The organism is Roseovarius sp. B-10, from assembly GCF_056859295.1.
The window spans coordinates 150,927-176,527 of the sequence record NZ_JBSXOE010000030.1; the positions used below are offsets into that span (position 1 = coordinate 150,927).

Consider the following 25,601-nt stretch of genomic DNA (forward strand, 5'->3'; position numbering starts at 1 on the left):
GCCGGGACAGCCGGCCCGCCTGCCCCATGTGGCGGCAAAACCCGGCGAGCAGACCGCCATGACCGACCAGACCCGCCGTCTCTCCGATGCGAGCGAGGCCATCGACGCGACCTTTGGCCCCGGTTACGGGCGCGACAACGCCGCGCTCGGGGTCGCACGCGAGATCAGCGCCGAGATGGGCGAGACAGTTCTCAGGCTGAAGCCGCGACTCTTCGGCTGAGCTCAGGTGACGCGCGACAGGATCTCGAGCGCCGCCGCGTGCTGCGTGCGCCCCGCAGCCGCGATCACGCGCCCGCCCGCATGGGCCGGGCCACCCTGCCAGTCGGTGACGATGCCGCCCGCCGCCTCGATCACCGCGATGGGCGCGTGGATGTCGTAAGGGGCGAGCCCAGCCTCGACCACGAGGTCGATCTGCCCCGCTGCAACGAGCGCGTAGGCGTAGCAGTCCAACCCATAGCGCGTAAGCCGCACGTGGCGCGCCAGATCGGCAAAGCCTGCGCCCTCGGCGAGGGTGCCGACCTCGGGAAAGGTGGTGAACAGGATCGCGTCGGAAAGGGGGCGGTCACCGCGCGCGCGCAAGGGGCGTGCGCCTTGCGGTCCGGTCATTCGCGCGGTGCCGAAGCCGCCCTCGAACCGCTCGCCGATATAGGGCTGGTCGATCAGGCCGTAGACCGGCCCGGAAGCGTCGGCGAGGGCGATCAGCACCCCCCATGTGGGCGTGCCCGAGAGAAAGGCGCGGGTGCCGTCCACCGGGTCGAGCACCCATGTCAGGCCGCTTTCACCTTCGGTGGCGCCATATTCTTCGCCGAGGATGCCGTCGCGCGGGCGACGCTCTGCCAGAAGCGCGCGCATGGCGCGCTCCGCGGCACGGTCGGCCTCGGTCACGGGGTCGAAGCCGCCGGTATCATGCTTGTTGTCGGCGCTGAGTGCGATATGCCGGAAATGCGGCAGGATAACCGCGCGCGCCGCATCGGCGAGGCTGTGCGCGGTCTCGCGTATCTCGAGTTCGTTCATTGCCGTATCCTCGCCCCGGTCCTGCCGGAGCGATACCCCGCTATCACGCGGGGCTCAAGCCACCTCGCTCAGGACGCGGGCAAGATCGAACAGGCGTTTGCGCTGGGTCTCGGGGATCGCGTAGTAGGAGCGCACGAGGTCGAGCGCCTCCTTGTCGGCGATGATATCAGCCGGAAGCGCCGTGCCGCCCTCGTGTTCGACCCTGGCCAGCCCATCGAAGAAGAAGGCGACATCGACCTCGAGCGCCTCGGCGATGTCCCAAAGCCGCGACGCGCTCACGCGGTTGGCACCGGTCTCGTATTTCTGGATCTGTTGGAATTTTATGCCGACAGCCTCGGCCAGTTGCTGCTGGGTCATCCCGGTCAGCCACCGGCGATGACGAATTTGTTTGCCCACGTGAACATCGACGGGATGCGGCATGTCTTTCCCCTTATCAATCTTATCAATCGTTGTGCGGCCCGGACCGGATCGGTCAAAAACGACCCAAGTCCGTCACCCAACGCCGCGCGACCCGGCAGCGTATCTGAATGAATAGCGAAACTGCCTTGAAATTCAAGAAATTTCGCCACTCGGTTGCAGGGGAATTCGAAATTACATGTGGTCGCGCGGGGTCGGTGGTGCGGACCCGTACCCGGCCACCGCTCTTTCGGATAGGTTGTGGCGCGGTTCGATGTGCAATCATGGGGTCCGCCGTGCAGGTCCGGCGAATCGGATGGACATGCCCGCACCCGGCGCTTACGCCAAGGGGCGCAGTTGTGACCGGAGACCGACAAATGCGTGCCTACCGATTGACCGCCGCCGGCGCCCCGCCCGCGCTCGAAAATATCCCCGCGCCGGCACCAAAGGCCGGTGAGATCAGCCTGCGCATCGCCGCCTGTGGGCTCAACTTCGCCGATCTTCTGATGATCGAGGGACGCTATCAGGACACGCCCGAGCCGCCCTTTACCCTCGGGATGGAGGTGGCGGGCACGGTGACCGCGCGCGGCCCCGACACTGACGGTCCGGCCCCCGGCACCCGCGTCGCCGTGTTCGGCGGACAGGGCGGGCTAGCCGAGCAGGGCTGTTTCCCGGCGGCGCGCGCCGTGCCGCTGCCCGATGCAATGAGTTTCACCGACGCCGCCGCGTTCCAGATCGCCTATGGCACAAGCCACGTCGCGCTCGATCACAAGGCGCGGCTGCAACCCGGTGAAACGCTCCTCGTGCTGGGCGCGGCGGGCGGTGTGGGTCTGACGGCGGTGGAGATCGGCAAGCTGATGGGCGCGCGGGTGATCGCCTGCGCGCGCGGGGCGGAAAAGCTGGAGGTGGCGCGGCAGGCTGGCGCCGACCACCTGATTGACGCCGCCACCGAGGACATCCGCGAGGCGTGCCGTGGCCTGGGAGGTGTGGACGTGGTCTATGACCCGGTGGGTGGCGACCAGTTCAAGGCGGCGATGCGCGCCTGCCGCCCCGAGGCGCGCATCCTCGCCATCGGCTTTGCCAGCGGCGAGGTGCCGCAGATCCCCGCCAATCACCTGCTGGTCAAGAACCTGAGCGTGATGGGTCTCTACTGGGGCGGATACCTGAAGTTCCGACCCGAGGTGGTGACCGAGAGCCTCGCGACGCTGTTCGGCTGGCACGAGGCGGGGCGTATCCGCCCGCATGTGAGCCACGTCCTGCCGCTCGACCGCGCCGCCGAGGCGCTGGATCTGCTGCGCAGCCGCAAATCCACCGGCAAGGTGGTGGTCACGCCATCCGCAGACTAACCGGCGCGGGCTGTGCGACGAAGCCCTGCCGCAGCATGTCCGACAGCGGATCAAGCAGCGCGTCGCCGCCGGGGCGGACGTAGAGGTTGATCTTCTGCACGCCGAGATCGGGCAGCGCGGTGCCCGGCTCGATCGCCTCCTGGTGCGGCGGAATGCTGTCCTCTAGCAGCGCGCCGACGGCGAGATCGGCGCTGACCAGCGCCTCGACCGCGCGGTCGTCTTCGGACAGCACCGCCATCTCCCAGTCGATCCCCGCCTCCTCGAGCCGGCGCAGCACGATGGGCCGGAAGATGCAGTTGGAGCAGAAGGCGAGCCGCAGCGGGCGCCGCTTCCACGCCACGCCGCCACGCGCCCCGGTCCAACGCAGGGCCATCTCGGTCAGGGTCTCGCCGCCGGGCTTGGGCGATTCCTCGGTGGTCAGGATCACGTCCACCTCGCCACGCTGGAATTCTTCGTGCAGTTTCATCGTGCTCGACGAACGCAGGTGCACGTTGATCCGCGGATAGGCGGCGTTGAACTGTTTGAGCACGCGCGGCACCACCGGGTAGACGATGTCATGCGGCACCCCGAGGCGCAGCTCGCCCTCGTAGCGATCCTCGGTCAGTCGCGCGACCGCCTCGTCGTTGAGCGCGAGGATGCGCCGCGCATAGCTCACGAGCTGCTCGCCCGGGCCGGTGAGCGACACGCGCCGGTTGCCACGGTCGAAGAGCGCGAGGTCCAGCATCTCTTCCAGCCGCTTGATCTGCATCGACACGGCCGATTGCGTGAGGTGCAGGATCGCCGCTGCCCGCGTGACCCCGCCGTGGTCCGCGACCGCCACGAGCGCGCGCAGGGTGGTGATGTCGAGATTCCTCATGGATCAGCTCCCGTGATGTATTGGCATACGAACATTCATTTTCATTATGCAGCGACTTCCGCCATATGATCAAGACATGAAATGTAAACCGGGAAATTCATCACAGACCCGAAAGGAGCAACCCATGTCCATCCGCATCGCAGCCTTCGCCCTGCCCCGCCCGCGCCGCCTGCCCCTACGGCAGATGTACGAAGTCGCCCGTCAGCGCCGGGAACTGGCGCAACTCGACGATGCCATCCTTGCCGATCTCGGCCTGAGCCGTCATGACGCGCAGCGCGAGGCCGCACGCCCGTTCTGGGACTTGCCTGGAACCCCCTGCGCGTGACGCGCGGGCAGGCGCACCGGACCGGCACGAAAAACATATCCGAAACGGTCGGAAAAGCTTGAAAAGACCCCCGTCCCCTCCGATATTACTGGCAAAGCCCCGTCCCGGGGCTGCCACGTAACTGGAGGTATCAATGGCTCAACACGACACGATCCGGACGGCAGCGGGCGCACGCGCCAGCGAGATCGACGCCGGACTGCGCGCGCACATGAACAAGGTCTACGGCACCATGTCCGTGGGGATGCTCATCACTGCGCTGGCGGCATGGGCCATCTCGGGACTCGCCGTGACCACCGATCCCTCGGCCGCGGCCGCACAACTGCCCAACGGCGAGATGCTCACGGGCTTCGGTTCGGCGATCTACCTGTCGCCGCTGAGATGGGTGGTGATGCTGGCGCCGCTGGCGTTCATCTTCCTCGGCTGGGGCGCGTTGCTGCGCAAGGCACCCGCAGCGGGCGTGCAGCTTGGCTTTTTCGCCTTCGCGGCGCTGATCGGCATCTCGCTCAGCTCGATCTTCCTGGTTTTCACCAGCTTCTCGATCGCGCAGACCTTCGTGGTGACGGCGATCGCCTTTGCCGGGCTGTCGCTCTGGGGCTACACCACCAAGAAGGACATCTCGGGCTGGGGCAGCTTCCTCATCATGGGGGTGATCGGGCTGATCGTGGCGATGATCGTCAACATCTTCCTGCAGAGCCCGGCGATGATGTTCGCCATCTCTGCCATCGGCGTGCTGATCTTTGCGGGGCTGACGGCGTTCTATACGCAGGAAATCAAGAACACCTACGTGGCCCACGCCGCGCAGGGCGACCAGGAATGGTTGGACAAGGCCGCCTATGACGGCGCGCTCAACCTCTACATCAGCTTCCTCAACATGTTCCAGTTCCTGCTGATGTTCATGGGCCAGCAGGAATAGCGCGCTAGCCTCTGGAAGACATCAGGGCCGGTCACAGCGACCGGCCCTTTTTCGTGCCTGCGCCGTGGGATTCGGGTATTTTCGCCAAGAAGAGGCACAACACCAGGTGCAGAGTGGCGCACAAAGAGAAAGCCGCGCCCGGGGGCGCGGCTCTTGCCGTGTCGAACGGGAGGGCGATCGTTACTTGATCTTGCCTTCCTTGTACTCGACATGCTTGCGCGCGACCGGGTCGTATTTGCGCACGGTCATCTTGTCGGTCATGGTGCGCGCGTTCTTCTTGGTCACGTAGAAATGCCCGGTACCCGCGGTCGAGTTGAGGCGGATCTTGATGGTGGTCGGCTTTGCCATGTCTCGTCTCCTGCGGCGGATGCGCATGGGCACCCGCGAATATCCCATGAACCCCGCCTTTTACCGGGGCGCGCGACCGAGTCAACCGCGATTCCGGCGCGTGGCGAGGGAATTGCGCGCCGCCCTCAGTTGCTCGAGAGGCGCGTCGGCTTGCGGTAGAAATGATGCACGCCGATGGAGGCGGTGTGCGCAAACTTGCGTGCCCAGCGCGGCTTGACGGCGCGGGTGTGGTAGTAGGTCGCCCCGTCGGTCAGTTGCCGCGGTGCCCCCTCGACCATCAGCCGCGCCACCTTGGACACCTGCCCGTAGATGGACTGGTTGGCGATGTGCTCGGGGTTGCCGTCGCAGGTATAGGTGAACTGGCACTGGTACTTTTTCCCGGTGCCCTGGTTGATCACGCCGCAGACCGTGTCGGGAAACTCGGGGTTGTCGACGCGGTTCATGATGACCTCGGCCACCGCGAACTGGCCGCGCACGCTCTCGCCGCGGGCCTCGAAATAGAGCGCCTCGGCGAGGCATTCGGTCTGCTGGTCCGCGCCGCGCACCCGCTGCCGCGCAAGCCAGCCGCGCGAATACTCGATCCCGGTCTCGGGGCGGGCAACGTAGCCGGCCAGCCGGTCACCCGGGATCGCGCGCAGGGCGCGGATTTCCTGGGCCATGAGTTGCGTGAGCGGGGTGTCCGCCACCACAGCCCCGCCTAAGGCGGAGACAAGCGCCGCGATCAAAAGCGTCCGTTTCATAGGCGATCTCCTTCGTTTTCCGGCGCGTCGCACCGGCACGATCATCGCGGGCCATTAGCCGAAAGCGCACCACGCGTCCACCCGCCCCCATCGGCGAATTTTTGCCGACGGGCAATCCAGCGCGTCTCAGCCCACAGAACGCGAAGGATCTTGCGCGAGGACGGCCTCAGGCGTGCCGATCCTGTCACGCACCGAGAGCTGTGCGGCAGCGAGTCGCGCCACCGGCACCCGGAAGGGCGAGCATGAGACGTAGGTAAAGCCCGCGTCTCGGCAGAACGAGATCGATTCGGGGTTGCCGCCATGCTCGCCGCAGATCGACAGCACGATGTCGGGGTTGGCCGCGCGCCCGCGTTCGGCCCCGATCCGCAGAAGCTCGCCCACACCATCGGTGTCGAGCACGTGGAACGGGTCTTCCGGAAAGACGCCCTGCTGCACATAGGCCGACATGAACCGACCGGCATCGTCGCGCGACAGGCCATAGGTCATCTGCGTCAGGTCATTGGTGCCGAAGCTGAGGAACGACACCAGGGGCGCGATCTCGCCCGCGCGCAGCGCTGCGCGCGGGGTTTCTACCATCACGCCCAGCCGGTAGGCAAAATCGCGCTGCCGCTCGTTGCGCACCGCCGCCGCCACCGCGTCGATGCGCGTCTTGACGATCTCCACCTCGCGGCGCGCGCTGACCAGCGGGATCATGATCTCGGGCACCACCGGCTCCTCGCCCTCGCGGCTCGCCTCGAGCGTCGCCTCGAAGATGGCGCGCGCCTGCATGTCGTAGATTTCCGGCACGGTGATGCCCAGCCGCACGCCGCGCATGCCCAGCATCGGGTTGTATTCGCCCAGGGCCTCGACCCGGCGGGTGACGTCAGAGACCGGCATGTCCAGTGCCTCGGCCAGTTGCAGGTGGCCCGCGCGGTCGGCGGGCAAAAATTCGTGCAGCGGCGGATCGAAGAGGCGGATGCAGACGGGCTGTCCCTGCATGATGCGGAACAGGTCGGCGAAATCGGCGCGCTGCATGGGCAGGAGCCGTTCGAGCACGGCGGCCCGGTCCTCGCTCGTGTCAGCGAAGATCATCTCGCGCATGACGGTGAGGCGGTCGGCCTCGAAGAACATGTGCTCTGTCCGGCACAGGCCGATGCCGCGCGCGTTGAAATTGCGCGCGAGCTCGGCATCGGCGGGGGTGTCGGCATTGGCGCGCACGGCGATGTCGCGGGTCTCGTCGGCCCAGGACATGAGCGTTTGAAAGGCGGCGTCGCGCGCGGCTTCGAGCAGCGGGGCCTCGCCCGCCAGCACCTCGCCGTTGGTGCCATCGACGGTGATCGTCTCGCCCGCGCGGATCACCTGCCCGCCGGGCATGGTCAGCATCTTGCGCCGGGTCTGGAAGCGGATATCCGACGCCCCCACGACGCAAGGCAAGCCGATGCCGCGCCCGATTACCGCGGCGTGGCTGGTGATGCCGCCGCGCTCGGTAAGGATGGCGCTGGCGGCGTGCATCCCGCGGATGTCCTCTGGGCTGGTCTCGCGCCGCACCAGAACGCAAGGTTCACTCCGCGCCGCCGCCGCCTGCGCCTCGGCGGCCGTGAACACCACCTTGCCCGAGGCGGCACCGGGGCTTGCGGCGATGCCGTGGGCGAGGATGTCGCGCGGCGCCTCGGGGTCCACCTGCCGGTGCAGAAGCTCGTTGAGCGCACGCGGCTCGACCCGCATCAGCGCTTCCTCGCGGGGAATGATCCCGTCCTCGGCCAGCGCCACCGCGATGGCCACCGCCGCGCGGGCGTTGCGCGCCACGCGGATGCCATCGAGGATCCAGACCTTGCCGTCCTCGATGGTGAACTCGGTCTGCATCTCCTCTCGCAGCTTCTCGCGCATGAGCCGTGTATGCGCGCGGATCTCGGCGAACGCGTCAGGGGCCAGCTCTTCGAGCGAGGGGCCACGCGGGTCGCGGGTGAGAAAGATCGAGTCCTCGCCGCCGCGCAGCGCGTCGCGCCCCTGGCTCTGGCTGAGGTAACGCCCGGTGATCTGCTGCGCGCCGGTGCGGCTATCGACAAGCTGCATCACGCCCGAACCGCTCTCGCCCGGGCCGATCCCCAGCGCCAGTTGCTGCACCACGAGGCCCAGCCCGGCATCTTTGGGTGCGCCCTTGGCCTGCCGCAGGAGGCGCGCGGTCGTCCCCTCCCAGGCGCGCGCCATCGAGCGCAGCACCTGCCCGAGTTGCACGGCCGGATCCTGCGGGAAGGCCTCGTCGGTCTCGTCCTCGTAGGCGCGCAGCGCCTCTCCCAGCCCTTGCACCGGGTCGGGTGCGACCTCTTCGAACACGTCCGGATCGAGCCGGGCCACGTGGATGGCATAGGATTGCACGAAACGCAGGTAGATATCCGAGGCCGCCTGTTTGCCGATCTGCTCGGACAGATCCAGGTAGCGCGCGTCGTTCATCCCGATGTTGAGCACCGCGTTCGGCCCGCCCCAGTCGGGGTCCTCGGACGAGGGGCGCACACACAGGAGCGGCGTCGCGCCGAATGGGGCGAGCAGCGCGGCCATGTCGGGCATCTCGCCCGCCGCGATGCGGTGAACGGCGTCAAACGATAGCGCGATGGTGCGCGGTACCGGCAGGTCGAGCCGCACCAGCCGTTGCAGGCATTTCGCGCGGCCGCCATGGGTGTCCGCTTGCATGGGCGCCGAGGCGGTGATGAGGGTGATATCGGGGTCGTCTTGCTGCACTGCGGCACCTCTCCTTTGCCCGCACCATACGCCGCGACGTGAACATGGCAAGGGAAAGGATCACAGGCGTGTGACGGGTAAGAGGTGGCCGTCCCTACCCCTCGACGCGGGTCAGATCGGCGGCCTGAAGGCAGATGTGGCGGATTCGGCTCAGCAGGTTGAGCCGGTTGCGACGGATGACCGCATTCTCGACATTGACCTGCACCGCGTCGAAAAACGCGTCGATGGGCGCGCGCAGGGCGGCCATCGCGGACATGGCACCAGCAAAGTCCTCCGAGCCGAGCGCGGCGGCGATTTGCGGCTCGGCCGCGTCGAGAGCGGCGAACAGCGTGCGCTCCTCCTCCGTGTCGGCGAATTTCACGTTGGCGCCGTAGGAATACTCGACGCCATCCTTGTCCTCGGCTTGGCTTAGAATGTTGTTGGCGCGCTTGAACCCCTGCAACAGGTTCTCGCCATCGTCGGTTTTCAGGAAATCCCCGAGCGCGCGGGCGCGGTGGACGAGCAGGGTGAGATCGTCGTTGTTCGGCATGGCCAGACAGGCGTCGATCACGTCATGGCGGAGGCCCTCTTCGCGCAGGTGGACCTTGAGACGATCGTGGAGGAAGGCGAGGAGGTCGTCGCTGAGGTCCGGCATAGCTGCGCCCACCTCGTGTATCAGACTGCCATTGCCGGTTTCCGGCGTCCGGTCCCGGCCGTGCAACTTGTCAAGAACCGCCTCGAAGGCGGCACCGAACACGCCGTGATGGGCGATCTCGTCCAGTATTTCCTCCAGCGTGTCGATCTCGTCATCACTGGCCTCGTCTCGATTGAGTTTGATCTTCTGGCGCAGAAGCTGCGCGTCGATAAAGCGGTCGAGTGGCAGGCGAAGGTCGCCTTCCATCACCATACGGATCACGCCGAGTGCCGCGCGGCGCAGGGCGTAGGGATCCTTGGAGCCGGTGGGTTTCTCGTCGATGGCCCAGAAACCGGTCAGCATGTCGATCTTGTCGGCCAAGGCGACCGCAACCGAGACGGGGGCGGCGGGCACCGCGTCGCCCGGCCCGAGCGGCTTGTAATGCTCCTCGCAGGCCGCCGCGACCTCTGGCGCGAGCCCCGCGGCCTTGGCGTAGTAGCGCCCCATAAGCCCCTGCAATTCGGGGAATTCACCAACCATTTCCGACTCGAGGTCGGCCTTGGCGACCTGTGCCGCCTGTTCCGCCAAGCTGGCATCCGCCCCCACCAGCGGCGCGATCTCGCGCGCCAGCGCCGTGATGCGCGCCACGCGGTCGGCCTGGCTGCCGAGCTTGTTGTGGAAGGTGACGTCGCGCAGCCCCTCGGCCATGCCTTCAAGGCCCCGCTCGCGCACAATGCGCAGGTCATTCTCCCAGAAGAATTTCGCGTCCGACAGCCGCGCCGCCAGCACCTTTTGATTGCCCGCCAGGATGGTCGCGCCGTGGTCGGCGGTCTCGACGTTGGCAACGGTGACGAAACGTTCGATGCGCCCCGATTTCGGGTTCCTCACCGAGAAGAATTTCTGGTGCTCCTTCATCGAGGTCTGCAACACTTCCGGCGGCAGGCCGAGGAAATCCTCGTCGATCCGGCCCATCAGCACCACCGGCCATTCCACCAGCCCTGCCACCTCGGCCAGAAGCCCGCGATCCTCGACCACCTCGAGCCCCGAGGCAAAGGCCTGGTTGGTGGCCTCCTGCCAAATCGTTGCCTGCCGTTCGGCTGCGTCGAGCACCACGTTTGCGCGCTTTAGCTTTGCCTCGTAATCCTCGAAAGACGTGACAGAAAACGGCTCTGGCGCCATGAATCTGTGGCCGCGCGTGACATCGCCCGCGCGGATACCGTCGACCTCCATCTCCACCACCTGCGCCTCGCCACCGTCGTCCGTGAGGATGCACAGTATGGAATGCAGCGGCCGCACCCAGCGCAAACTGCCCGCACCCCAGCGCATCGACTTGGGCCAGGGGAAGTGGCGGATGACCTTCTCCAGCTCTTCGGCCACGATGTCGGTGGCCGGGCGACCGGGCCGGGTGATGGTGGCGAAATAGACCTGGCCCTTCTTTTCATCGCGAATTTCCAGGTCGTCGCGCGTGACACCCGCGCCGCGCAGGAAGCCCTCGATGGCCTTGTCCGGGGCGTCCACCCGCGGGCCCTTGCGCTCTTCGCGCGTGGTGGGGCTTGTCGCAAGCAGCCCGTGCACCGCGAGCGTCAGCCGCCGGGGGGTGGAGAACGCCGCCGCGCCCGCATAGGTGAGCCCCGCATCCACCAGCGCGTCGGTCATCAGCCGCTTGAGATCATCCGCGGCCTTTCCCTGCATGCGCGCGGGGATTTCCTCGGAGAACAGTTCGATCAGGAGATCAGGCATGGGGCTCAGTATCCTTGCGGCGGTTCGGGGCAGTCGTCGGGGGCGGGCTGGCCGTCAAAGACCACTTCTCCGCAGCGGTTGATCTGGTGCCAGGCAAAGGCGCGGCCCTCGCCGGTGACAGCCAGCACCCGGTCGATGCCATAGGTGATGTTCTTCTGGCCGAGATACGCGCGGGCGCGGCCCTCTTGCAGCGCGGCACCGATGGCCTCGGCATCGAAACAGTCGAACCAGCCGGGCGCATTGAGCGGCTCGGCGGACTCGTAGGTGGCGAGCGCCATGTCCTGCGGCAAATCGGTTTCGAAACAGGCGCGGAAGCGAATCGGCGAGCTGTCGGCGTCGATGCCCGCGAAATCGCGCACCGGCAGGGCGCGCGTGCCGCCGTCGGCGAGGGTGATCCGCATGTCCACGGTGCCACCCTCCGAGGCGGGGCGAACCTCTTCGTAGAAGTGGTAGACCTGCAGGTAATACATCGCCACCCCGGCGATCAGGGCGGCGACCAGAATGCCAATGCTGAGAACCCTGCCCATCAGGCCGCCTGCCCCCCGGCCCCGGTCCGGACGAAGGCATCGGCGCAGGCCCGTGCCAGCGCGCGCACGCGACCGATATAGGCCTGCCGTTCAGTCACGGAAATGACACCGCGCGCGTCGAGCAGGTTGAAGATGTGGCTGGCCTTGATGCACTGGTCATAGGCGGGATGCGCCATGACGATGCGCTTGGCGGTCTTGGGGTCGGTCTCTTCCTGGCCGAGGATGGCGGCGCATTCGGCCTCGGCCTCCTCGAAATGCCTGAGCAGCACGGTCGTGTCGGCCACGTCGAAATTGAAGCGCGAGTATTCCTCCTCGGTCTGGCGGAACACGTCGCCATAGCTGAGCGGTATGGGCGCGCCGGGGTCGTTGAAGGGCATGTCCATCACATGGTCCACGCCCAGCACATACATCGCCAGCCGCTCCAGCCCGTAGGTCAATTCCCCGCTGACCGGGTGGCAGTCATGCCCGCCGACCTGCTGGAAATAGGTGAACTGGCTGACCTCCATCCCGTCGCACCAGACCTCCCAGCCGAGGCCCCAGGCGCCGAGCGTGGGGCTTTCCCAGTCATCTTCGACGAAGCGGATGTCGTGCAGGGCCGCGTCGATGCCGATGGCGGCGAGCGAGCCGAGATAGAGATCCTGCAGATCGGGCGGCGAGGGTTTGATCAGCACCTGGTACTGGTAATAGTGCTGCAGGCGGTTCGGGTTCTCGCCGTAGCGCCCGTCGGTGGGCCGGCGCGAGGGCTGGACATAGGCCGCGGCCCAGGGCTGAGAGCCGAGCGAGCGCAGGGTGGTGGCGGGGTGAAACGTGCCCGCGCCCACCTCCATGTCATAGGGTTGCAGGATCGCGCAGCCCTGGCCCGCCCAATAGGCTTGGAGCCGGAGAATGATCTCCTGAAAGCTGCGCGGTCTCACAGTGCTGTCGGTCATGCGAAAGGCCCCCGAAATTGCCCGCCCTACCTAGGCCGGGTGCGGGGCATGGTCAATCGGGCTTCGGGGTCGCGTCGGCGTGGCGTCGGTGGCAGAAAGGAGATGCAATGCCCGCGTAGTTTGGTAGAACCGGTCAGAGGCGCCGAGCAGGGCGCAAACCAGATACGGGATGCACAGGAATGCGTTTGGTCACGGCCCTTTGCTACATGGTTTTCATCTTTCCTCTCGCGGCAGCGGCGCAGGATACGGGCGGCGGTGTCCCGCAGGTCTGGGTGCAGATCGAGGCGCAGCCAACCCTCGCCGAGGCGCGGGCGCGGGCGCGCGTCTACGCGCGCGACCTGCCGGACGTGAACGGATTTGCCCTGGGGCGGGGCTGGTATGCGATCGCGCTTGGCCCTTACAGGGAGGACGAGGCCGAGCGCGTGCTCCAGGTTTATCGCCGCGAGGGGGTGATCGCGCGCGACAGCTATATTGCGCAATCGTCCGACTTCGGCCGCCGGTTCTGGCCCGTCGGCGACGCGAGCGCGCCCGCCCCCGCGCCCGAGGAGGCTCCGCTCGTGACCGCCCCCGATCCCGCCCCGCAGCCCGAACCGGGGGAAACCCTGCGCGAGGCCCGCGCCGGCGAGGCCCGGCTGAGCCGCGAGGAACGTGAGGAATTGCAGGTCGCGCTACAATGGGCCGGGGTCTATGACGGCGCGATCGATGCGGCGTTCGGGCGCGGTACCCGCGGGGCGATGGCCCGCTGGCAGCAACAGAACGGGTTCGAGCCGACCGGCGTGCTGACCACGCGCCAGCGCGCCGCGCTAATGGGGCAGTATAACGCGGTACTGGAGGATCTCGGACTGGAAACCGTGCGCGATACCCGCGCGGGCATCGAGATCGACCTGCCGCTCGGGATGGTTGAATTCGACCGCCACGAGGCCCCCTTTGCCCATTACCAACCCAGCGGCAGCTTTCCGGCGCAGGTTTTACTCATCAGTCAGCCGGGCGACCGCACGACCATGACCGCGCTCTACGACATCATGCAGAGCCTCGAGATCGTGCCCGAAACCGGGCCCCGTGCGCTCGAATCGGACGGCTTCACCCTCACCGGCGAAGGGCGCGACACGGTCTCGCATACCCGCGTCTGGCTGCGGGGGCGCGAGATCAAGGGGTTCACCCTTGTCTGGCCCGCGGGCGACGAGGCCCGCCTCACCCGGCTGCTCGAGGAGATGGAGGACAGTTTTACCCCCGTGCCCGGCACGCTTGATGCCATCGCCGCCCCCGCGACGGGGCAGCGCGTGGACCTCGTCGCAGGCCTCGACGTGCGCCGGCCAGACCGCGTGCGCACGGGCTTTTTCGTCGATGCAGGCGGCGCGGTGCTGACCACCGCAGAGGCGGTGCAGAGATGCGGACGCATTACCATCAACGAGACGACGGAAGCCGATATTGCCCATCTGGACGAAGCGCTCGGGGTGGCGGTGCTACGCCCGCGCGACCAGCTTGCGCCCGCGCAGGTCGCCCGGTTCCGCGACGGTCTTCCGGCGGTACTGTCACGAGTGGCAGTGGCGGGCTATTCCTACGAGGGGCTGCTGGGTGCACCCACCGTCACCTTCGGCCAGTTGGCAGCGCTCGAGGGGCTCGACGGCGAGACACATCTCAAGCGGCTGGCGCTCAGCGCGCGGGCTGGCGATGCGGGCGGCCCCGTGCTCGATGGCAGCGGCGCCGTGCTGGGGATGTTGGTGCCCTACGAGACCGAGGGACGCAGACTGCCCGAGGGGGTAAGCTTTGCCGCTACAAACGGCGCGCTACGCGCAGTTCTGGATGCCGGCGGTGTCACGCCGCGCGCCGCCACGGTAGAGGCCGACCTCTCGGGCGAGGCGCTGACCGACCGGGCCGAGGCGATGACCGCACTCGTGGGGTGTTGGGAATAATTCTCTGCAAACGCCACGATTTCGCCACCGACCGGGCCGGCGGAGGCCGGGGCGGCGGGGCGTGATGATGCTGTCACGCACACCCGGAGACAGCATCATGACCGCAAGACATCTCTTTGCCGCGCTCGGCCTTTTCGGCCTCGCGGTGCCTGCCGCTATCGCGCAGCAGGACCAATACGCACAGGACATGGGCGGCTACACCACCGCGATCATGGGCGGCAGCAGCCAGATCATGCCGCCAGCGGGCCATGCCGGCCAGTGGTGGACCCACCCTTCGGGCTGCGAATATTCCCGCACGGGCCGCCCCGGCGAGGTGGTGTGGTATCTCATCATCAACACCGCGCGCCCCGAATGCCCGACCTATATCGCCACGCGCGGCGGGCGCGACGTCTACTGACCAGGACGCGGCGGCGCGCCCTCAGGGCCGCCAGAACCGCGGCAGGAGCAGCACCAGTACGGCGAGGACTTCCAACCGTCCCATGAGCATGGCGACGATCATCAGCGCCTTGGCCGTCTCGGGGAAGCCCTGCACCGAGCCGGTTGCGCCCACGCTCGGGCCAAACGCGGGACCGATATTGAAGATCGCGGTCCACGCGCCCGTGACAGATTCGATCAGCGTCAGCCCGGTCAGTTCCAGCGCCACGGAAAACACCCCGAGCGACAGGATGTAGACGGTGAAGAGCAGCATCACCGATTGCAGCACCTCGTCCTCGACCCGCCTTCCCTCATGGCGCAACACCATGACCGAGTTGGGATGAAAGATACGCCGCGCCTGCTGTCCCAGCGCGCGCAGCATGAGCTGGTAGCGGAAGATCTTGATCGAACATCCCGTGGACCCGGTGCAACCGCCGATCGCCCCGACCGCGATCAGGATCACGAAGGGAAAGCTGCCCCAGGCGGTAACGTCGCCATCGCCATAGCCGGTACCGGAAAAAAGCGACACCGTGTTAAAGAGCCGTGCGCGCAGCCCCTCCTCGTCGATATGTCCGGTCACGGCGATCTCGTAGCCCACCACAAGCAGCGCCGCATAGCCGATCCAGCGCAGGTAGGTGCGCACCTGGCTGTCGTGCCAGAGCGGGCGCAACTGCCCCTGCACCCCCTGCATCAGCCGCACGAAGGGCAGCGTGGAGAGGATCATGAACAGGATGCAGGCATATTGGACCGGCGCGTCAAAGGCCGCGAAGGACACGTCGTACGTCGAGAACCCGCCGGTGGCGACGGTTGTGAAGGCATGTACTGTCGCGTCGAACGCGCCCATCCCCAGCACGAAGTAGGCGAGGATGCAGGCCAGTGTCAGCAGCAGGTAGACGTTGAGCACCCCCTTGGAGATATCGATGGTACGCGGCAGCGCCTTGCCGAAGGTGTCAAACCCCTCGGAGCGAAAGAACTGCATCCCCCCCACCCGCATCTCGGGCAGGAAAACCAGTGCCACGATGACGATTCCGAGCCCGCCCAGCCATTGCAGGATGCCGCGCCACAGCAGCAGCCCCTTGGGCAGGTCGTCGAGCCCCGCGATCACGGTGGTGCCGGTTGTCGTCATCCCCGACATCGATTCGAAGAACGCATCGACGAAACCGAGCCCGGTCTCGCCCAGCACAAAGGGCAGCGCCCCGAAGAGCGGCAGCACCACCCAGACCGTGGTGGTCAGCAGGAACGCCTGCTGGATGCTCAGCCCGTGGCCCATCGCGTTGCGGCATGACAGCGCCACGAGCCCGCCCGCGAGGCATGTGACGATCAGGCTCTCGGCGAATACGGTCCAGTGCTCCCGCCCCTCGGCGAGATCGACGAGCAACGGCAGCAGCATGGTCGCGCCCATGGCCATCACCATGAGCCCGACGAGATATCCCACGGGTCGCACGTCAAACATGGCGCGCAGCGTTGGCCGCGCCTTGCGACGGTGTCAAGCGCCATGCGTGTCGGGCTCAGCCCGGCAGGATGTCCTCCATGACGAAGGCCGGGATGTCACGCCGCGCGAGGCCCATGGCGGCCAGTTCCGCGTCGCTCAAAGCGTGCATGCGCGCCACGCTGGACAGCCGTGCCCGGCTGAGCATGTAGGCATTCATCCCCGGCGCGCGCTCGGCCATGAAGAGATCGAAATCGCGCCGCCATGTGGCGGGAAGGAATCGAACGGTCAGGTCGGTTTCGGTCATCGGGTCCCCTTTCGCAGGTCGACCGGGTCCCCTCCCCAAGCACATCATAACGCATCGTGACGCGCGATGCGCGGGTGCGCGGCGAGGTCGGCACGAGGTGTTGCTGCAATGCAGCACAAACGCAAAGGGGCCCGGCGGATGCTTTCCGGCGGGCCCCCATGCGCGCGCGGCGCGGATCAGGTGTAGAACAGGTCCTTGAACACGTGATAGGCGATCTGGTCCCGCGGGATGCCGAGGCGGGCAAGTTCCTGGTCGGACTTGGCCTCGAGTGCCTCGATCTGCCCACGCCGCGACCGCGTGCGCGCCATCCGCTCACATCCCCGCTCGAGCCCGGCCACGAAGCGACCCCATGCGCCCCGAAGCGGCGAGACAGAGATATTGGTTGCAATGTTCGTCATCTGGAAACCTCACATTTGTGATGCGTTTCCTCCCTGACGCCAACTTAGGTCATCGCTCTCCGCGTCGCGAGGCCCAATTCGGAATGGCCGGGTTGCGTGGACTGCATCCCGGCCTGCAAGTCTTTATTCCGGCTTCGTTTTCTCCTCGCGCTGCGGCATGGCGGGCGGGATGGAGGGCGCGCGCGAACGCTTGGCGGCGGCGGGTGCGGTCTGCTCCGCCTTGGGCTCTGTCGGCTTTGGCGCGGGCTTGGTCGGGGCACTCGCCTTCGGCTCTGTCGGCTCTGGCGCGGGCTTGGTCGGGGCACTCGCCTTCGGCTCTTGCGGCTTGGGCGCGGACTTTGTCTGCGCGGGCGCGGGCTTGGCCGACGCAGGCTCGACCGGCTTCGCCTTGGGCTCGGCCGACTTGGGCGTGGAGGCCTGGGTTGCGGCCGGTTTTGCGGCTGGAGCCGCCTTGGCCTTGGGTTCGTTTTTCGTGGCCGTGGAGGTGGCTTTGGCCGCTGCCGGTTTCTTCGCGGGCGCGGGCTTGGCCGCGGGAGCCGCCTCTGCCACCGACCGCTTGGCGAAGGGCGTGGCGTTGAGCCCCGCCTCGGTCATGATCCGAGCGACGCGCAATTGGCTCTCGATCATGTATCCGGTCAGGCGGATGCCCGCCGCGGAGAGCTTGAGCGGGAGATCAGGTGCAAGCATTGTGATCGTTCCTTCTCGTCAGGTCGTGCCGCTGATAGAGCGCACAGGTGACAGGCGCGTAACGCGCAACTATTTCTGCAATGCAGCATCAGCGGTGCAAGGTCAAATCACATCGTGCGGATGCGGCAATATCTCGCTGCACCGCCCACAGATTGCCCGGAAAACGGACAGGTCGCTCAGCCGCCGTGCACGAGGGTCTGGAACAGGCGCGGGTCGAGGCTTGTCGCGGCGAAGGTATCGCCTTCCGTCAGCACGCTGACCGCGTCATGGCTGTGCAGGCTTTCCTGATGGCTTGCCACCACGCGGAAATCGCCGACCCGGGGTTCCGCCAGCAACTGCTCGCAGAACAGCCGTGCGGCGTCCTCGACGAAAACCGGGTTGGCCGCGTTCAGCTCGGCAAAAGCCTGCTCGTCCTCGCGCTTGACCATCACCTGCGTCTCGGTGGGTACCGCGCGGCGGGCAAGCTCGATCAGGTCCTCGAACCACAGGCAGTCGCCTGCGACCATCTCGACCGAGATGCGCGCCACCGAGCGCTGTGAATGCGGTGTGGCGAGTTGCCCGCGCGTGCGCCGCGCGTGTTCGCTGAGTTCGAGCGAGCAGGGGCAGGTCGAGGAATAGACATAATCCACGTGCATGAGCTTGCGCCGCACGCCACCCGTCTCCACCAGTTCCAGCGCGATGTCGTAATACTGGTAGCCCACCAGCCCCGAGCGCAGCGCCTCGACCTTCATCGGGTAGGAGAGCCGCATCTGTAGGCGCGCATCAATGCTGTCGAGATCGGCGAGGTAGTCGTCGAGCGCAGCTGTCATCACCTCGAAGCTGAAGGTCTTTTCCGCATGGCGGTAGAAGCTGCGCATGATGCGCGACATGTTGATCCCCTTCTTGCCCGCCTCGAGGCTCACCGTGCCGGTGACCGAGGTCTCGAGCGTGAGATCGCCGTTGTCGCGGGTGTGGTAGCGGATCGGCAGGCGGAAATTGGAAATCCCCACATGCTGCAATTGCTGCCGCGTTCCCCGGATGAGCGAGGACGGCCCGTTCTGAAGATCGGGCAGCGTCGCACGGTAAGCGCCATCGGCGGCGAAACCCGCGGGGTAGTCGCGCGACAGCGTCGGGTAATTCATCACCTCGTCGCCGGGCAGAAGCCGGGCGATCGCCGGGTCGAGGTCGGCCACCTCTTCGGGGGTGGCCGACTGCGCCCATTGGCGCAGCCGCGCGAGGGCGGCCTTCGCCTCGTCCCGATCCGGGGTCGGCGCCATGTCAGACGGATGCACGTTCATAGATAGGATTCCCTGTCCGCTGTGCCGGAGTTGACCATATAAGGTTTCCCTCCGGATTTCCAATCGCGTAAGTTCATACGCGAAAACCGGCAGGACGGATCAAACCTTGTCGAGCGCCGCGCGCAGATCGGCCACGAGGTCGCCCGCATCCTCCAGCCCCACGCTGAGCCGCACCAGCCCCGGCGTGATACCCAGCGCGGCGCGCCGCTCCTCGGAGAGGCGCTGGTGGGTCGTGGTCGCCGGGTGTGTGACGATGGATTTGGCGTCGCCGAGGTTGTTGGAAATGAGCACGATTTCGAGCGCGTTGAGAAAACGGAAAGCGGCCTCCTGCCCGCCCGTGATATCGAGCGCCAGCACGGTGCCGCCCTGCCCCATCTGCCGCATGGCCAGCGCGTGCTGTGGATGCTCCGGCAGGCCCGGATAGATCACCCGGACCCGCGCGTCGCCTGCGAGCGCCTCGGCGATGACCTGCGCGCTCGCGGCCTGCGCGCGCACGCGCAGGTCAATGGTCTCCAGCCCCTTGAGCATGACCCAGGCGTTGAACGGCGACAGCGCGCCCCCGGTATGCTTGAGATAAGGCTCCAGAACCTTGCGGATGAAGTCGCGCCGCCCCAGCACAACGCCGCCAAGGCACCGGCCCTGCCCGTCGATATGCTTGGTCGCCGAATAGACCACCACGTCGGCACCCTGCGCGATGGCGTCGGAATAGACCGGCGTGGCAAAGACGTTGTCCACCACCACCGTCGCGCCCACGTCATGGGCGATCCCGGCCACCGCCGCGATATCGACCACCTCGAGCGTCGGGTTGGCCACGGTCTCGAAGAACACCGCCTTGGTGCCGGGGCGCACCGCCGCGCGCCATTGGTCGAGGTCCGTGCCATCGACGAAGGTGACCTCGACACCGAAGCGCGTCAGCACCTCCTCCAGCACATAGAGACAGGAACCGAAAAGCGCTTGCGCCGCGACCACATGATCGCCCGCGCGCAGCATCGCGGTGAGTGCGCCCGACACCGCCGCCATTCCGCTCGCTGTGGCAAAGGCATCCTCGGCACCCTCGAGGGCGGCGATGCGTTCCTCGAACATGGCAACGGTCGGGTTGCCGTAGCGGGCATAGATAAACTCGTCCTCGCCCGCCTCGATGAACCGCGCCTGCGCCGCCTCGGCGGTCTCGTAGACGAATCCCTGCGTGAGAAAGAGCGCCTCGCTCACCTCGCCATACTGGCTGCGCCGCGTGCCACCATGCACCAGTTTCGTGCGTGTCTTCATGTATCACCTCCGGGCGTGCCGCCCATGAAAAAAGCCCCGTTCGCGGTCAAGCGAAAGGGGCCTTTCTCCTGACCTCTTTAGCGGGATGTTTAACGTGGCCCGCAATCCGGTAACAAATCGCCACGCCGCACCGATTATCCGCAGTCCGCGCGCGCGTCAACACTGTCACGCAGGCTTAACCAAAACGTCACCGCTTCGAAATATCCCCGGCCTACACCGCAGCCACAAGATGTAGTGGGATGTGCACGCCATGCCGATCATTCACGTCAATGCCGGTGACAGGCTGCCTTGCACGCTCTCTCTCGATGAGTGCGGACCGGTGATCATCATGGTGCACGGGTTCAAATACGCCCCCGGCCACGTCACCGAATGCCCGCACCGCCATATCTTCGCGCTCGACCCCGCGCGCGACTGCTTCAAGGTGGTGAGTTGGCCGCGGGGCCTCGGCTTCGACGGGCGTGCCCCGGGAGAGGGGCTGGCAATCGGCTTCGGCTGGAACGCGCGCGGCTCGCCGTGGCGTGCCTACGGCGAGGCCGCGCGTGCAGGGCAAGCGCTGGCAGACCTCGTCTCGGTTGTCCGGCGGCGGGCCCCGCACCGTCCCGTCCACGCCATCGCCCACTCCTTTGGTGCGCGGGTCGTGCTCGCGGCTCTGGCGCATCTCGCACCCGGTGCGCTGGGGCGAATTATCCTGCTGGCGGGGGCCGAGTTCGGCCATCACGCGGGGGCCGCGCTCGACACGCCCGCAGGCCGCGCCGCCGAGATCGTCAACGTCACCACGCGCGAGAACGATCTCTACGATGCGCTGCTCGAATGGCTGATCCCGGCGCCCGCACGCGGCGACCGCAGCCTCGGGCTGGCGCTGCGCCCGGGTGCCAACGTGCTGACGCTGCAACTCGACGATGGCGACACGCTTGCGGCTCTCGGGCGCGCGGGGTTTGACATCGCGCCGCCCACCGCGCGCGTCTGCCACTGGTCGCCCTATACCCGCGCGGGCGCCCTGCCCTTCTACGCGCGGCTCCTGCGCGAGCCCGAGCGCCTCACCCTCGCACAGCTTCGCGCCGCGCTACCCGGACGTGCCACGCCGCGCTGGTCGCGGCTTGCGCCCGATCTGCGCCTACCCTTGCCAATCGGGCGCAAGCCGTCATTCTGACCGGGTCACAGCCCCGGAGGATGCCATGACCGACCCGATCAACCTGTATTACTGGCCCACGCCCAATGGCTGGAAGATATCCATCGCGCTGGAGGAGATGGGCCTGCCCTATCGCTGCCACCTTGTCGATATCGGCGCGGGCGATCAGCACAAGCCCGAGTTCCTGGCCATCTCGCCCAACAACCGCATCCCGGCGATCACCGATCCGGATGGGCCGGGGGGTGCGCCGGTCCACATCTTCGAATCGGGGGCGATCCTGCAATATCTGGCGCGGAAGACCGGGCGCTTTTACGGCGAGACGGAGCGCGAGCGTATCGCCGTGGAGGAATGGCTCATGTGGCAGATGGGCGGCGTCGGACCGATGGCGGGACAGGCGCATCATTTCCTGAAGTTTGCCAAGGAGGATATCCCCTACGCCAAGGACCGCTATCGCGGCGAGGTGGCCCGGCTCTACGGCGTGCTCGACCGCAGGTTGGCAGAAAACCGCTACGTCGCAGGCGATTTCTATTCCATCGCCGACATGGCGCTCTGGGGGTGGTGCTCGCTATGGGAGGGCCAGCAGCAGGTGCTGGACGACAAGCCGCATTTCGCCCGCTGGCTGGAGGAGGTGAGCGCGCGGGAGGGCGTGCGCCGAGGCCGCGCACTTCATGCCGACAAACGCCGCGACCCGACGGCAAAGCCCGCCTGATCCGCGCAGTCGCGAACCTGATACGAACCGTCACGAAAGGGTAGACAGCCCAAGAGCGGACCGCTTAGGGTCAACGCACTGTTTTACACCCGTCCCTAAACAAGCCGGGCAAACATCACCACAGGGGGACCACGATGAAACTGACCGCACTTCTTACCACCGTCGCGGCGCTGGCTTTGGCCGCACCCGCGCATGCCGAGTTCAAGCTGGGCGACCGCTATACCGACAATGACGGCGATCTCATCGCCGACATCCCCGAGGACGAATCGAAGTGGCTCGACCCGGACACGATCATTTTTGCCTATACCCCGGTCGAGGATCCGGCTGTCTATGCCGAGGTCTGGCAGGGTTTTCTCGATCACATGGCCGAGGTGACCGGCAAGAAGGTGCAATTCTTCCCGGTGCAATCGAACGCCGCGCAGATCGAGGCGATGCGCGCCGGACGCCTGCACGTCGCGGGCTTCAATACCGGGTCGAATCCCCTGGCCGTGGCCTGCGCGGGCTTTCGTCCGTTCACCATGATGGCCGCCGCGGACGGCTCCTTCGGCTACGAGATGGAGATCCTCACCTACCCCGGCTCCGGGATCGAGAGCGTCGAGGACCTCAAGGGCAAGGAGCTGGCCTTTACCTCCGAGACCTCGAACTCGGGCTTCAAGGCGCCATCAGCCATCCTCAAGGCCGAGTTCGGCATGGAGGCGGGCCGCGATTTCGAGGCGGTCTTCTCGGGCAAGCATGACAACTCGATCCTTGGCGTCGCCAACAAGGATTACATGGCTGCCTCTATCGCCAACTCGGTCAAGGCGCGGATGATCGACCGCGAGGTGGTCACCGAGGATCAGCTCGAGGTGCTCTACAAGTCGCAGACCTTCCCCACCACCGGCTATGGCGTGGTCCACAACCTGCACCCCGACCTGCAGGACAAGGTCAAGGAGGCGTTTGCCACCTTTGAATGGGAAGGCTCCAAGCTGGAGGAAGAGTTCAAGAAATCCGGAGAGGCGCAGTTCATTCCGATCACGTTCAAGGAGCATTGGTCGGTCATCCGCACCATCGATGCGGCCAACGACGTCGAATATAACTGCAACTGAGCCTTCTTCCCTGTCAGGATCGGCGCGGGCGGTATCGTGCTGCCCGTGCTCGTTTTCGGAAAGTAACCGGACATGCTGCATCTCAAGGGTCTCGGTAAGACCTACAAGACCGGCGACACGGCGCTCAGCGACGTGACGCTTTCGGTACCCAAGGGCCAGATCATGGGGCTGATCGGGCCGTCAGGCGCGGGCAAGTCCACCCTCATCCGTTGCATCAACAGACTGGTGGAGCCCACCGCCGGCGCGGTGCTGCTGGGCGATATCGACCTGGCAAAGCTAGGCAAGCGCGAGCTGCGCCGCCAGCGGCGGCGGATCGGCATGATCTTTCAGGAATACGCGCTGGTCGAGCGGCTCACGGTGATGGAGAATGTGCTCTCGGGTCGCCTCGGCTATGTGCCGTTCTGGCGTAGTTTCCTGCGCCGCTACCCTCCCACCGACATCCGCAACGCTTACCGCCTGCTCGACCGGGTCGGGCTGATGGATCACGCCGACAAGCGCGCCGACGCGCTGTCGGGCGGGCAGCGGCAACGGGTGGGCATCGCGCGCGCATTGGCGCAGGAACCCGAACTCCTGCTTGTGGATGAACCCACCGCCAGCCTCGACCCCAAGACCAGCCGCCAGATCATGCGCCTGCTTACAGAAATCTGTGCCGAGCGTGACCTGCCCGCCATCGTCAACATCCACGACGTGCCGCTGGCGCAGCAATTCATGCAACGCATCGTGGGGCTGCGTGCGGGCCGCGTGGTCTTTGACGACGCGCCCGAGACGCTGACCGAGGCGGCGCTGACCGAAATCTATGGTGCCGAAGACTGGCACGCCATGCGCGCGGGCGATGCCGAGCAGGCGGAGGCCGAAGCCGAGGCGAAGGCACGGATGGAGGCGCTCGCCTGATGGCCGACGCCTACCCCACCACATGGAAGCGCCCGCCGCAGATTGTGACCGACCGCCGCTGGCGTCTTGCGCTGCAAATCGGTGTCGTGCTCTACCTCGTGCTGGCCATCGGCACGCTCGAAGTGGACTGGGCGCGCGTCGCCGCCGGACTGGAGCGCGGGCAACGCTTCGTCATGGGATTTCTCACGCCGGATTTCACCAGCCGCTGGATCGATATCCGCCAAGGGCTGATCGAAAGCCTGACCATGACGCTCACCTCGACCGTGATCGGCGTCATCATCTCGGTGCCCATCGGCGTCGGCGCGGCGCGCAACCTCGCGCCGCGCGCGATCTACTATGTCTGCCGCGGCATCATCGCGGTCAGCCGCGCGCTGCAGGAAATCATCATCGCCATCTTTCTCGTGGCGATGTTCGGCTTCGGGCCATTCGCGGGCTTCCTCACGCTCAGCTTTGCCACCATCGGCTTCATCGCCAAGCTGCTCGCCGACGATATCGAGGAGATCGACGAGGCGCAGGCCGAGGCGATCCGCGCCACCGGGGCCTCTTGGCTGCAACTTGTCAACTACGCGATCCAGCCGCAGGTGATGCCGCGGCTGATCGGCCTGTCGCTCTACCGGCTCGACATCAATTTTCGCGAGAGTGCCGTGATCGGCATTGTCGGCGCGGGCGGGATCGGCGCGACGCTCAACACCGCCATCGACCGCTACGAATATGACAGCGCGGGCGCGATCCTGCTGATCATCATCGGCATCGTGATGGTGGCGGAATACGGCTCCAGCTACCTGCGAAAGTTCCTGCAATGAGCGAGATCACGCATCATTCCGAGGTTTGGGCCCATCGCACGCCGCGCAAGCGGCTGGTGATGTGGCTCGGCTGGCTGGCGCTGGTGGCGCTGTTCGTGTGGTGCTGGCAGGTGATGACGGAAAACACCATTTGGGCATTCGTCGCCGACGCGCCCCGACAGGCTGCCGATATCGGCAGCCGGATGGTGCCGCCGCGCCTCAGCTACCTGCCAGAGCTGATGGTGCCGCTCTGGGACACGATCAACATCGCCACGCTGGGCACGCTGGGCGGCGTCATCATGGCGGTGCCGGTGGCTTTCATGGCGGCGCGCAACACCACGCCCTCACAGCGCATCCTGCGGCCCATCGCCCTTTTCATCATCGTCGCCTCGCGCTCGATCAACTCGCTGATCTGGGCACTGCTCTTGGTGGCGATCATCGGGCCGGGCATCCTCGCGGGGATCGTCGCCATTGCGCTGCGCTCCATCGGCTTTGTCGGTAAGCTGCTCTACGAGGCGATCGAGGAGACCGACGCGCGCCAGATCGAGGCGGTGCAGGCCACTGGCGCCAGCCCCGCGCAGGTGGTCAGCTACGGGATCGTGCCGCAGATCATGCCCGCCTTCTGGGGCATCTCGGTGTTCCGCTGGGACATCAACATCCGCGAGAGCACCATCTTGGGGCTGGTCGGCGCGGGCGGCATCGGGCTCAAGCTTCAGGCCTCGCTCAACGTGCTGGCCTGGCCGCAAGTGACGGTGATCCTGCTGTTGATCCTCGCCACCGTGGTGCTGAGCGAATGGGTCTCGGCGCGAGTGCGCCACGCGATCATCTGACCGCGCGACGCGTCTGGACCGC

At 66.6% G+C, this 25,601-nt stretch carries 27 protein-coding genes and 1 riboswitch; of the genes, 12 read left to right on the top strand and 15 right to left on the bottom strand.

The window, feature by feature from the left end:
* Positions 1 to 58: 58 nt before the first annotated feature.
* Positions 59 to 220 carry a hypothetical protein gene (locus AC13D8_RS08380; RefSeq protein WP_482968474.1) on the top strand — a complete coding sequence of 54 codons (162 nt, stop codon included), beginning with the start codon at positions 59 to 61 and terminating at the stop codon, positions 218 to 220.
* Positions 221 to 222: 2 nt separating this feature from the next.
* On the opposite strand, the gene hisN is transcribed toward AC13D8_RS08380, so the two are convergent.
* Together hisN and AC13D8_RS08390 are read right to left on the bottom strand one after the other, a co-directional pair.
* Positions 223 to 1,014, bottom strand: coding sequence for a histidinol-phosphatase (gene hisN / locus AC13D8_RS08385; protein ID WP_482968475.1), 792 nt, complete (start codon positions 1,012 to 1,014; stop codon positions 223 to 225).
* Positions 1,015 to 1,068: 54 nt separating this feature from the next.
* Positions 1,069 to 1,434, bottom strand: a complete 366-nt coding sequence (locus AC13D8_RS08390) for a helix-turn-helix domain-containing protein (RefSeq protein WP_129431688.1) — start codon at positions 1,432 to 1,434, stop codon at positions 1,069 to 1,071.
* Between the two features lie 353 nt (positions 1,435 to 1,787).
* Between AC13D8_RS08390 and AC13D8_RS08395 the strand changes: the two genes are divergently transcribed.
* Positions 1,788 to 2,756, top strand: a complete 969-nt coding sequence (locus AC13D8_RS08395; protein WP_482968476.1) for an NADPH:quinone oxidoreductase family protein — start codon at positions 1,788 to 1,790, stop codon at positions 2,754 to 2,756.
* On the opposite strand, the gene AC13D8_RS08400 is transcribed toward AC13D8_RS08395, so the two are convergent.
* Positions 2,737 to 3,612, bottom strand: a complete 876-nt coding sequence (locus tag AC13D8_RS08400; RefSeq protein ID WP_482968477.1) for a LysR family transcriptional regulator — start codon at positions 3,610 to 3,612, stop codon at positions 2,737 to 2,739. The two genes, AC13D8_RS08395 and AC13D8_RS08400, sit on opposite strands and share 20 nt — an antisense overlap.
* 124 nt (positions 3,613 to 3,736) lie before the next feature.
* On the opposite strand from AC13D8_RS08400, the gene AC13D8_RS08405 reads away from it, so the two are divergent.
* Positions 3,737 to 3,937: a DUF1127 domain-containing protein gene (locus tag AC13D8_RS08405; protein ID WP_482968478.1), complete on the top strand. Its 201-nt coding sequence runs from the start codon at positions 3,737 to 3,739 to the stop codon at positions 3,935 to 3,937.
* 133 nt (positions 3,938 to 4,070) lie between these two features.
* Complete coding sequence (locus AC13D8_RS08410; RefSeq protein WP_482968479.1) at positions 4,071 to 4,850, top strand: Bax inhibitor-1/YccA family protein; 780 nt, start codon at positions 4,071 to 4,073, stop codon at positions 4,848 to 4,850.
* A 180-nt stretch (positions 4,851 to 5,030) separates the two neighbouring features.
* Here AC13D8_RS08410 and rpmG read toward each other — a convergent pair whose 3' ends face one another.
* The 6 genes from rpmG to AC13D8_RS08440 all read right to left on the bottom strand — a co-directional run bounded on the left by rpmG (position 5,031) and on the right by AC13D8_RS08440 (position 12,462).
* A complete protein-coding gene (gene rpmG / locus AC13D8_RS08415; protein ID WP_129431683.1) occupies positions 5,031 to 5,198 on the bottom strand; it encodes a 50S ribosomal protein L33 in 168 nt (55 codons plus the stop codon).
* Positions 5,199 to 5,323: 125 nt separating this feature from the next.
* Entirely contained in the window at positions 5,324 to 5,938 is a 615-nt protein-coding gene (locus tag AC13D8_RS08420) for a cell wall hydrolase (RefSeq protein ID WP_482968480.1), read from the bottom strand.
* A 126-nt stretch (positions 5,939 to 6,064) separates the two neighbouring features.
* Positions 6,065 to 8,605 carry a putative PEP-binding protein gene (locus tag AC13D8_RS08425; RefSeq protein WP_482968540.1) on the bottom strand — a complete coding sequence of 847 codons (2,541 nt, stop codon included), beginning with the start codon at positions 8,603 to 8,605 and terminating at the stop codon, positions 6,065 to 6,067.
* A 142-nt stretch (positions 8,606 to 8,747) separates the two neighbouring features.
* Positions 8,748 to 11,006, bottom strand: coding sequence for a glycine--tRNA ligase subunit beta (gene glyS, locus AC13D8_RS08430; RefSeq protein ID WP_482968481.1), 2,259 nt, complete (start codon positions 11,004 to 11,006; stop codon positions 8,748 to 8,750).
* Positions 11,007 to 11,011: 5 nt separating this feature from the next.
* Entirely contained in the window at positions 11,012 to 11,533 is a 522-nt protein-coding gene (locus AC13D8_RS08435; RefSeq protein ID WP_482968482.1) for a DUF6446 family protein, read from the bottom strand.
* The gene (locus AC13D8_RS08440; protein WP_104018063.1) at positions 11,533 to 12,462 is read right to left on the bottom strand and encodes a glycine--tRNA ligase subunit alpha; all 930 of its coding nucleotides are present in this window, start codon (positions 12,460 to 12,462) and stop codon (positions 11,533 to 11,535) included. The genes AC13D8_RS08435 and AC13D8_RS08440 overlap by 1 nt, the downstream gene beginning before the upstream one ends.
* Positions 12,463 to 12,668: 206 nt before the next feature.
* Here AC13D8_RS08440 and AC13D8_RS08445 point away from each other — a divergent pair, with 206 nt between their 5' ends.
* Positions 12,669 to 14,375, top strand: a complete 1,707-nt coding sequence (locus AC13D8_RS08445; protein WP_482968483.1) for a serine protease — start codon at positions 12,669 to 12,671, stop codon at positions 14,373 to 14,375.
* A gap of 97 nt (positions 14,376 to 14,472) precedes the next feature.
* On the top strand, positions 14,473 to 14,772 hold the full coding sequence (locus AC13D8_RS08450) for a hypothetical protein (protein ID WP_482968484.1): 300 nt from the start codon (positions 14,473 to 14,475) through the stop codon (positions 14,770 to 14,772).
* Between the two features lie 21 nt (positions 14,773 to 14,793).
* Here AC13D8_RS08450 and AC13D8_RS08455 read toward each other — a convergent pair whose 3' ends face one another.
* From AC13D8_RS08455 to metZ, 6 genes are all read right to left on the bottom strand, one after another.
* Positions 14,794 to 16,242: a TrkH family potassium uptake protein gene (locus AC13D8_RS08455; RefSeq protein ID WP_482968485.1), complete on the bottom strand. Its 1,449-nt coding sequence runs from the start codon at positions 16,240 to 16,242 to the stop codon at positions 14,794 to 14,796.
* 55 nt (positions 16,243 to 16,297) lie between these two features.
* Positions 16,298 to 16,525 carry a DUF1127 domain-containing protein gene (locus AC13D8_RS08460; RefSeq protein WP_482968486.1) on the bottom strand — a complete coding sequence of 76 codons (228 nt, stop codon included), beginning with the start codon at positions 16,523 to 16,525 and terminating at the stop codon, positions 16,298 to 16,300.
* A gap of 176 nt (positions 16,526 to 16,701) precedes the next feature.
* Positions 16,702 to 16,923 carry a hypothetical protein gene (locus AC13D8_RS08465; RefSeq protein ID WP_129431675.1) on the bottom strand — a complete coding sequence of 74 codons (222 nt, stop codon included), beginning with the start codon at positions 16,921 to 16,923 and terminating at the stop codon, positions 16,702 to 16,704.
* Positions 16,924 to 17,046: 123 nt separating this feature from the next.
* The gene (locus tag AC13D8_RS08470; RefSeq protein ID WP_482968487.1) at positions 17,047 to 17,610 is read right to left on the bottom strand and encodes a hypothetical protein; all 564 of its coding nucleotides are present in this window, start codon (positions 17,608 to 17,610) and stop codon (positions 17,047 to 17,049) included.
* A 176-nt stretch (positions 17,611 to 17,786) separates the two neighbouring features.
* On the bottom strand, positions 17,787 to 18,887 hold the full coding sequence (gene folE2, locus AC13D8_RS08475) for a GTP cyclohydrolase FolE2 (protein WP_482968488.1): 1,101 nt from the start codon (positions 18,885 to 18,887) through the stop codon (positions 17,787 to 17,789).
* A gap of 99 nt (positions 18,888 to 18,986) precedes the next feature.
* A complete protein-coding gene (gene metZ / locus AC13D8_RS08480) occupies positions 18,987 to 20,153 on the bottom strand; it encodes an O-succinylhomoserine sulfhydrylase (RefSeq protein ID WP_482968489.1) in 1,167 nt (388 codons plus the stop codon).
* Between the two features lie 56 nt (positions 20,154 to 20,209).
* Positions 20,210 to 20,287: riboswitch (SAM riboswitch) on the bottom strand.
* Positions 20,288 to 20,403: 116 nt separating this feature from the next.
* Between metZ and AC13D8_RS08485 the strand changes: the two genes are divergently transcribed.
* From AC13D8_RS08485 to phnE (AC13D8_RS08510), 6 genes are all read left to right on the top strand, one after another.
* Positions 20,404 to 21,303: a DUF726 domain-containing protein gene (locus AC13D8_RS08485; protein ID WP_482968490.1), complete on the top strand. Its 900-nt coding sequence runs from the start codon at positions 20,404 to 20,406 to the stop codon at positions 21,301 to 21,303.
* 25 nt (positions 21,304 to 21,328) lie between these two features.
* A complete protein-coding gene (locus AC13D8_RS08490; RefSeq protein WP_482968491.1) occupies positions 21,329 to 21,991 on the top strand; it encodes a glutathione S-transferase N-terminal domain-containing protein in 663 nt (220 codons plus the stop codon).
* 134 nt (positions 21,992 to 22,125) lie between these two features.
* Positions 22,126 to 23,076, top strand: coding sequence for a phosphate/phosphite/phosphonate ABC transporter substrate-binding protein (phnD, locus tag AC13D8_RS08495; protein WP_482968492.1), 951 nt, complete (start codon positions 22,126 to 22,128; stop codon positions 23,074 to 23,076).
* Positions 23,077 to 23,148: 72 nt separating this feature from the next.
* Entirely contained in the window at positions 23,149 to 23,967 is an 819-nt protein-coding gene (gene phnC, locus AC13D8_RS08500; RefSeq protein ID WP_129431668.1) for a phosphonate ABC transporter ATP-binding protein, read from the top strand.
* Positions 23,967 to 24,770 (top strand): phosphonate ABC transporter, permease protein PhnE, encoded by an 804-nt coding sequence (phnE, locus tag AC13D8_RS08505; protein WP_482968493.1) that lies wholly within the window; start codon positions 23,967 to 23,969, stop codon positions 24,768 to 24,770. Before phnC ends, phnE (AC13D8_RS08505) begins: the two co-directional genes overlap by 1 nt.
* Positions 24,767 to 25,579, top strand: coding sequence for a phosphonate ABC transporter, permease protein PhnE (phnE, locus tag AC13D8_RS08510; RefSeq protein ID WP_482968494.1), 813 nt, complete (start codon positions 24,767 to 24,769; stop codon positions 25,577 to 25,579). Before phnE (AC13D8_RS08505) ends, phnE (AC13D8_RS08510) begins: the two co-directional genes overlap by 4 nt.
* Positions 25,580 to 25,601: the final 22 nt, after the last annotated feature.

What these genes read in the sequence shown, in the direction of transcription:
- AC13D8_RS08380 (WP_482968474.1), top strand. Translation starts at nt 59, where the DNA reads ATGACCGACCAGACCCGCCGTCTCTCCGATGCGAGCGAGGCCATCGAC.
- hisN (WP_482968475.1), bottom strand. Translation starts at nt 1,014, where the DNA reads ATGAACGAACTCGAGATACGCGAGACCGCGCACAGCCTCGCCGATGCG.
- AC13D8_RS08390 (WP_129431688.1), bottom strand. Translation starts at nt 1,434, where the DNA reads ATGCCGCATCCCGTCGATGTTCACGTGGGCAAACAAATTCGTCATCGC.
- AC13D8_RS08395 (WP_482968476.1), top strand. Translation starts at nt 1,788, where the DNA reads ATGCGTGCCTACCGATTGACCGCCGCCGGCGCCCCGCCCGCGCTCGAA.
- AC13D8_RS08400 (WP_482968477.1), bottom strand. Translation starts at nt 3,612, where the DNA reads ATGAGGAATCTCGACATCACCACCCTGCGCGCGCTCGTGGCGGTCGCG.
- AC13D8_RS08405 (WP_482968478.1), top strand. Translation starts at nt 3,737, where the DNA reads ATGTCCATCCGCATCGCAGCCTTCGCCCTGCCCCGCCCGCGCCGCCTG.
- AC13D8_RS08410 (WP_482968479.1), top strand. Translation starts at nt 4,071, where the DNA reads ATGGCTCAACACGACACGATCCGGACGGCAGCGGGCGCACGCGCCAGC.
- rpmG (WP_129431683.1), bottom strand. Translation starts at nt 5,198, where the DNA reads ATGGCAAAGCCGACCACCATCAAGATCCGCCTCAACTCGACCGCGGGT.
- AC13D8_RS08420 (WP_482968480.1), bottom strand. Translation starts at nt 5,938, where the DNA reads ATGAAACGGACGCTTTTGATCGCGGCGCTTGTCTCCGCCTTAGGCGGG.
- AC13D8_RS08425 (WP_482968540.1), bottom strand. Translation starts at nt 8,605, where the DNA reads ATGCAAGCGGACACCCATGGCGGCCGCGCGAAATGCCTGCAACGGCTG.
- glyS (WP_482968481.1), bottom strand. Translation starts at nt 11,006, where the DNA reads ATGCCTGATCTCCTGATCGAACTGTTCTCCGAGGAAATCCCCGCGCGC.
- AC13D8_RS08435 (WP_482968482.1), bottom strand. Translation starts at nt 11,533, where the DNA reads ATGGGCAGGGTTCTCAGCATTGGCATTCTGGTCGCCGCCCTGATCGCC.
- AC13D8_RS08440 (WP_104018063.1), bottom strand. Translation starts at nt 12,462, where the DNA reads ATGACCGACAGCACTGTGAGACCGCGCAGCTTTCAGGAGATCATTCTC.
- AC13D8_RS08445 (WP_482968483.1), top strand. Translation starts at nt 12,669, where the DNA reads ATGGTTTTCATCTTTCCTCTCGCGGCAGCGGCGCAGGATACGGGCGGC.
- AC13D8_RS08450 (WP_482968484.1), top strand. Translation starts at nt 14,473, where the DNA reads ATGACCGCAAGACATCTCTTTGCCGCGCTCGGCCTTTTCGGCCTCGCG.
- AC13D8_RS08455 (WP_482968485.1), bottom strand. Translation starts at nt 16,242, where the DNA reads ATGTTTGACGTGCGACCCGTGGGATATCTCGTCGGGCTCATGGTGATG.
- AC13D8_RS08460 (WP_482968486.1), bottom strand. Translation starts at nt 16,525, where the DNA reads ATGACCGAAACCGACCTGACCGTTCGATTCCTTCCCGCCACATGGCGG.
- AC13D8_RS08465 (WP_129431675.1), bottom strand. Translation starts at nt 16,923, where the DNA reads ATGACGAACATTGCAACCAATATCTCTGTCTCGCCGCTTCGGGGCGCA.
- AC13D8_RS08470 (WP_482968487.1), bottom strand. Translation starts at nt 17,610, where the DNA reads ATGCTTGCACCTGATCTCCCGCTCAAGCTCTCCGCGGCGGGCATCCGC.
- folE2 (WP_482968488.1), bottom strand. Translation starts at nt 18,887, where the DNA reads ATGAACGTGCATCCGTCTGACATGGCGCCGACCCCGGATCGGGACGAG.
- metZ (WP_482968489.1), bottom strand. Translation starts at nt 20,153, where the DNA reads ATGAAGACACGCACGAAACTGGTGCATGGTGGCACGCGGCGCAGCCAG.
- AC13D8_RS08485 (WP_482968490.1), top strand. Translation starts at nt 20,404, where the DNA reads ATGCCGATCATTCACGTCAATGCCGGTGACAGGCTGCCTTGCACGCTC.
- AC13D8_RS08490 (WP_482968491.1), top strand. Translation starts at nt 21,329, where the DNA reads ATGACCGACCCGATCAACCTGTATTACTGGCCCACGCCCAATGGCTGG.
- phnD (WP_482968492.1), top strand. Translation starts at nt 22,126, where the DNA reads ATGAAACTGACCGCACTTCTTACCACCGTCGCGGCGCTGGCTTTGGCC.
- phnC (WP_129431668.1), top strand. Translation starts at nt 23,149, where the DNA reads ATGCTGCATCTCAAGGGTCTCGGTAAGACCTACAAGACCGGCGACACG.
- phnE (WP_482968493.1), top strand. Translation starts at nt 23,967, where the DNA reads ATGGCCGACGCCTACCCCACCACATGGAAGCGCCCGCCGCAGATTGTG.
- phnE (WP_482968494.1), top strand. Translation starts at nt 24,767, where the DNA reads ATGAGCGAGATCACGCATCATTCCGAGGTTTGGGCCCATCGCACGCCG.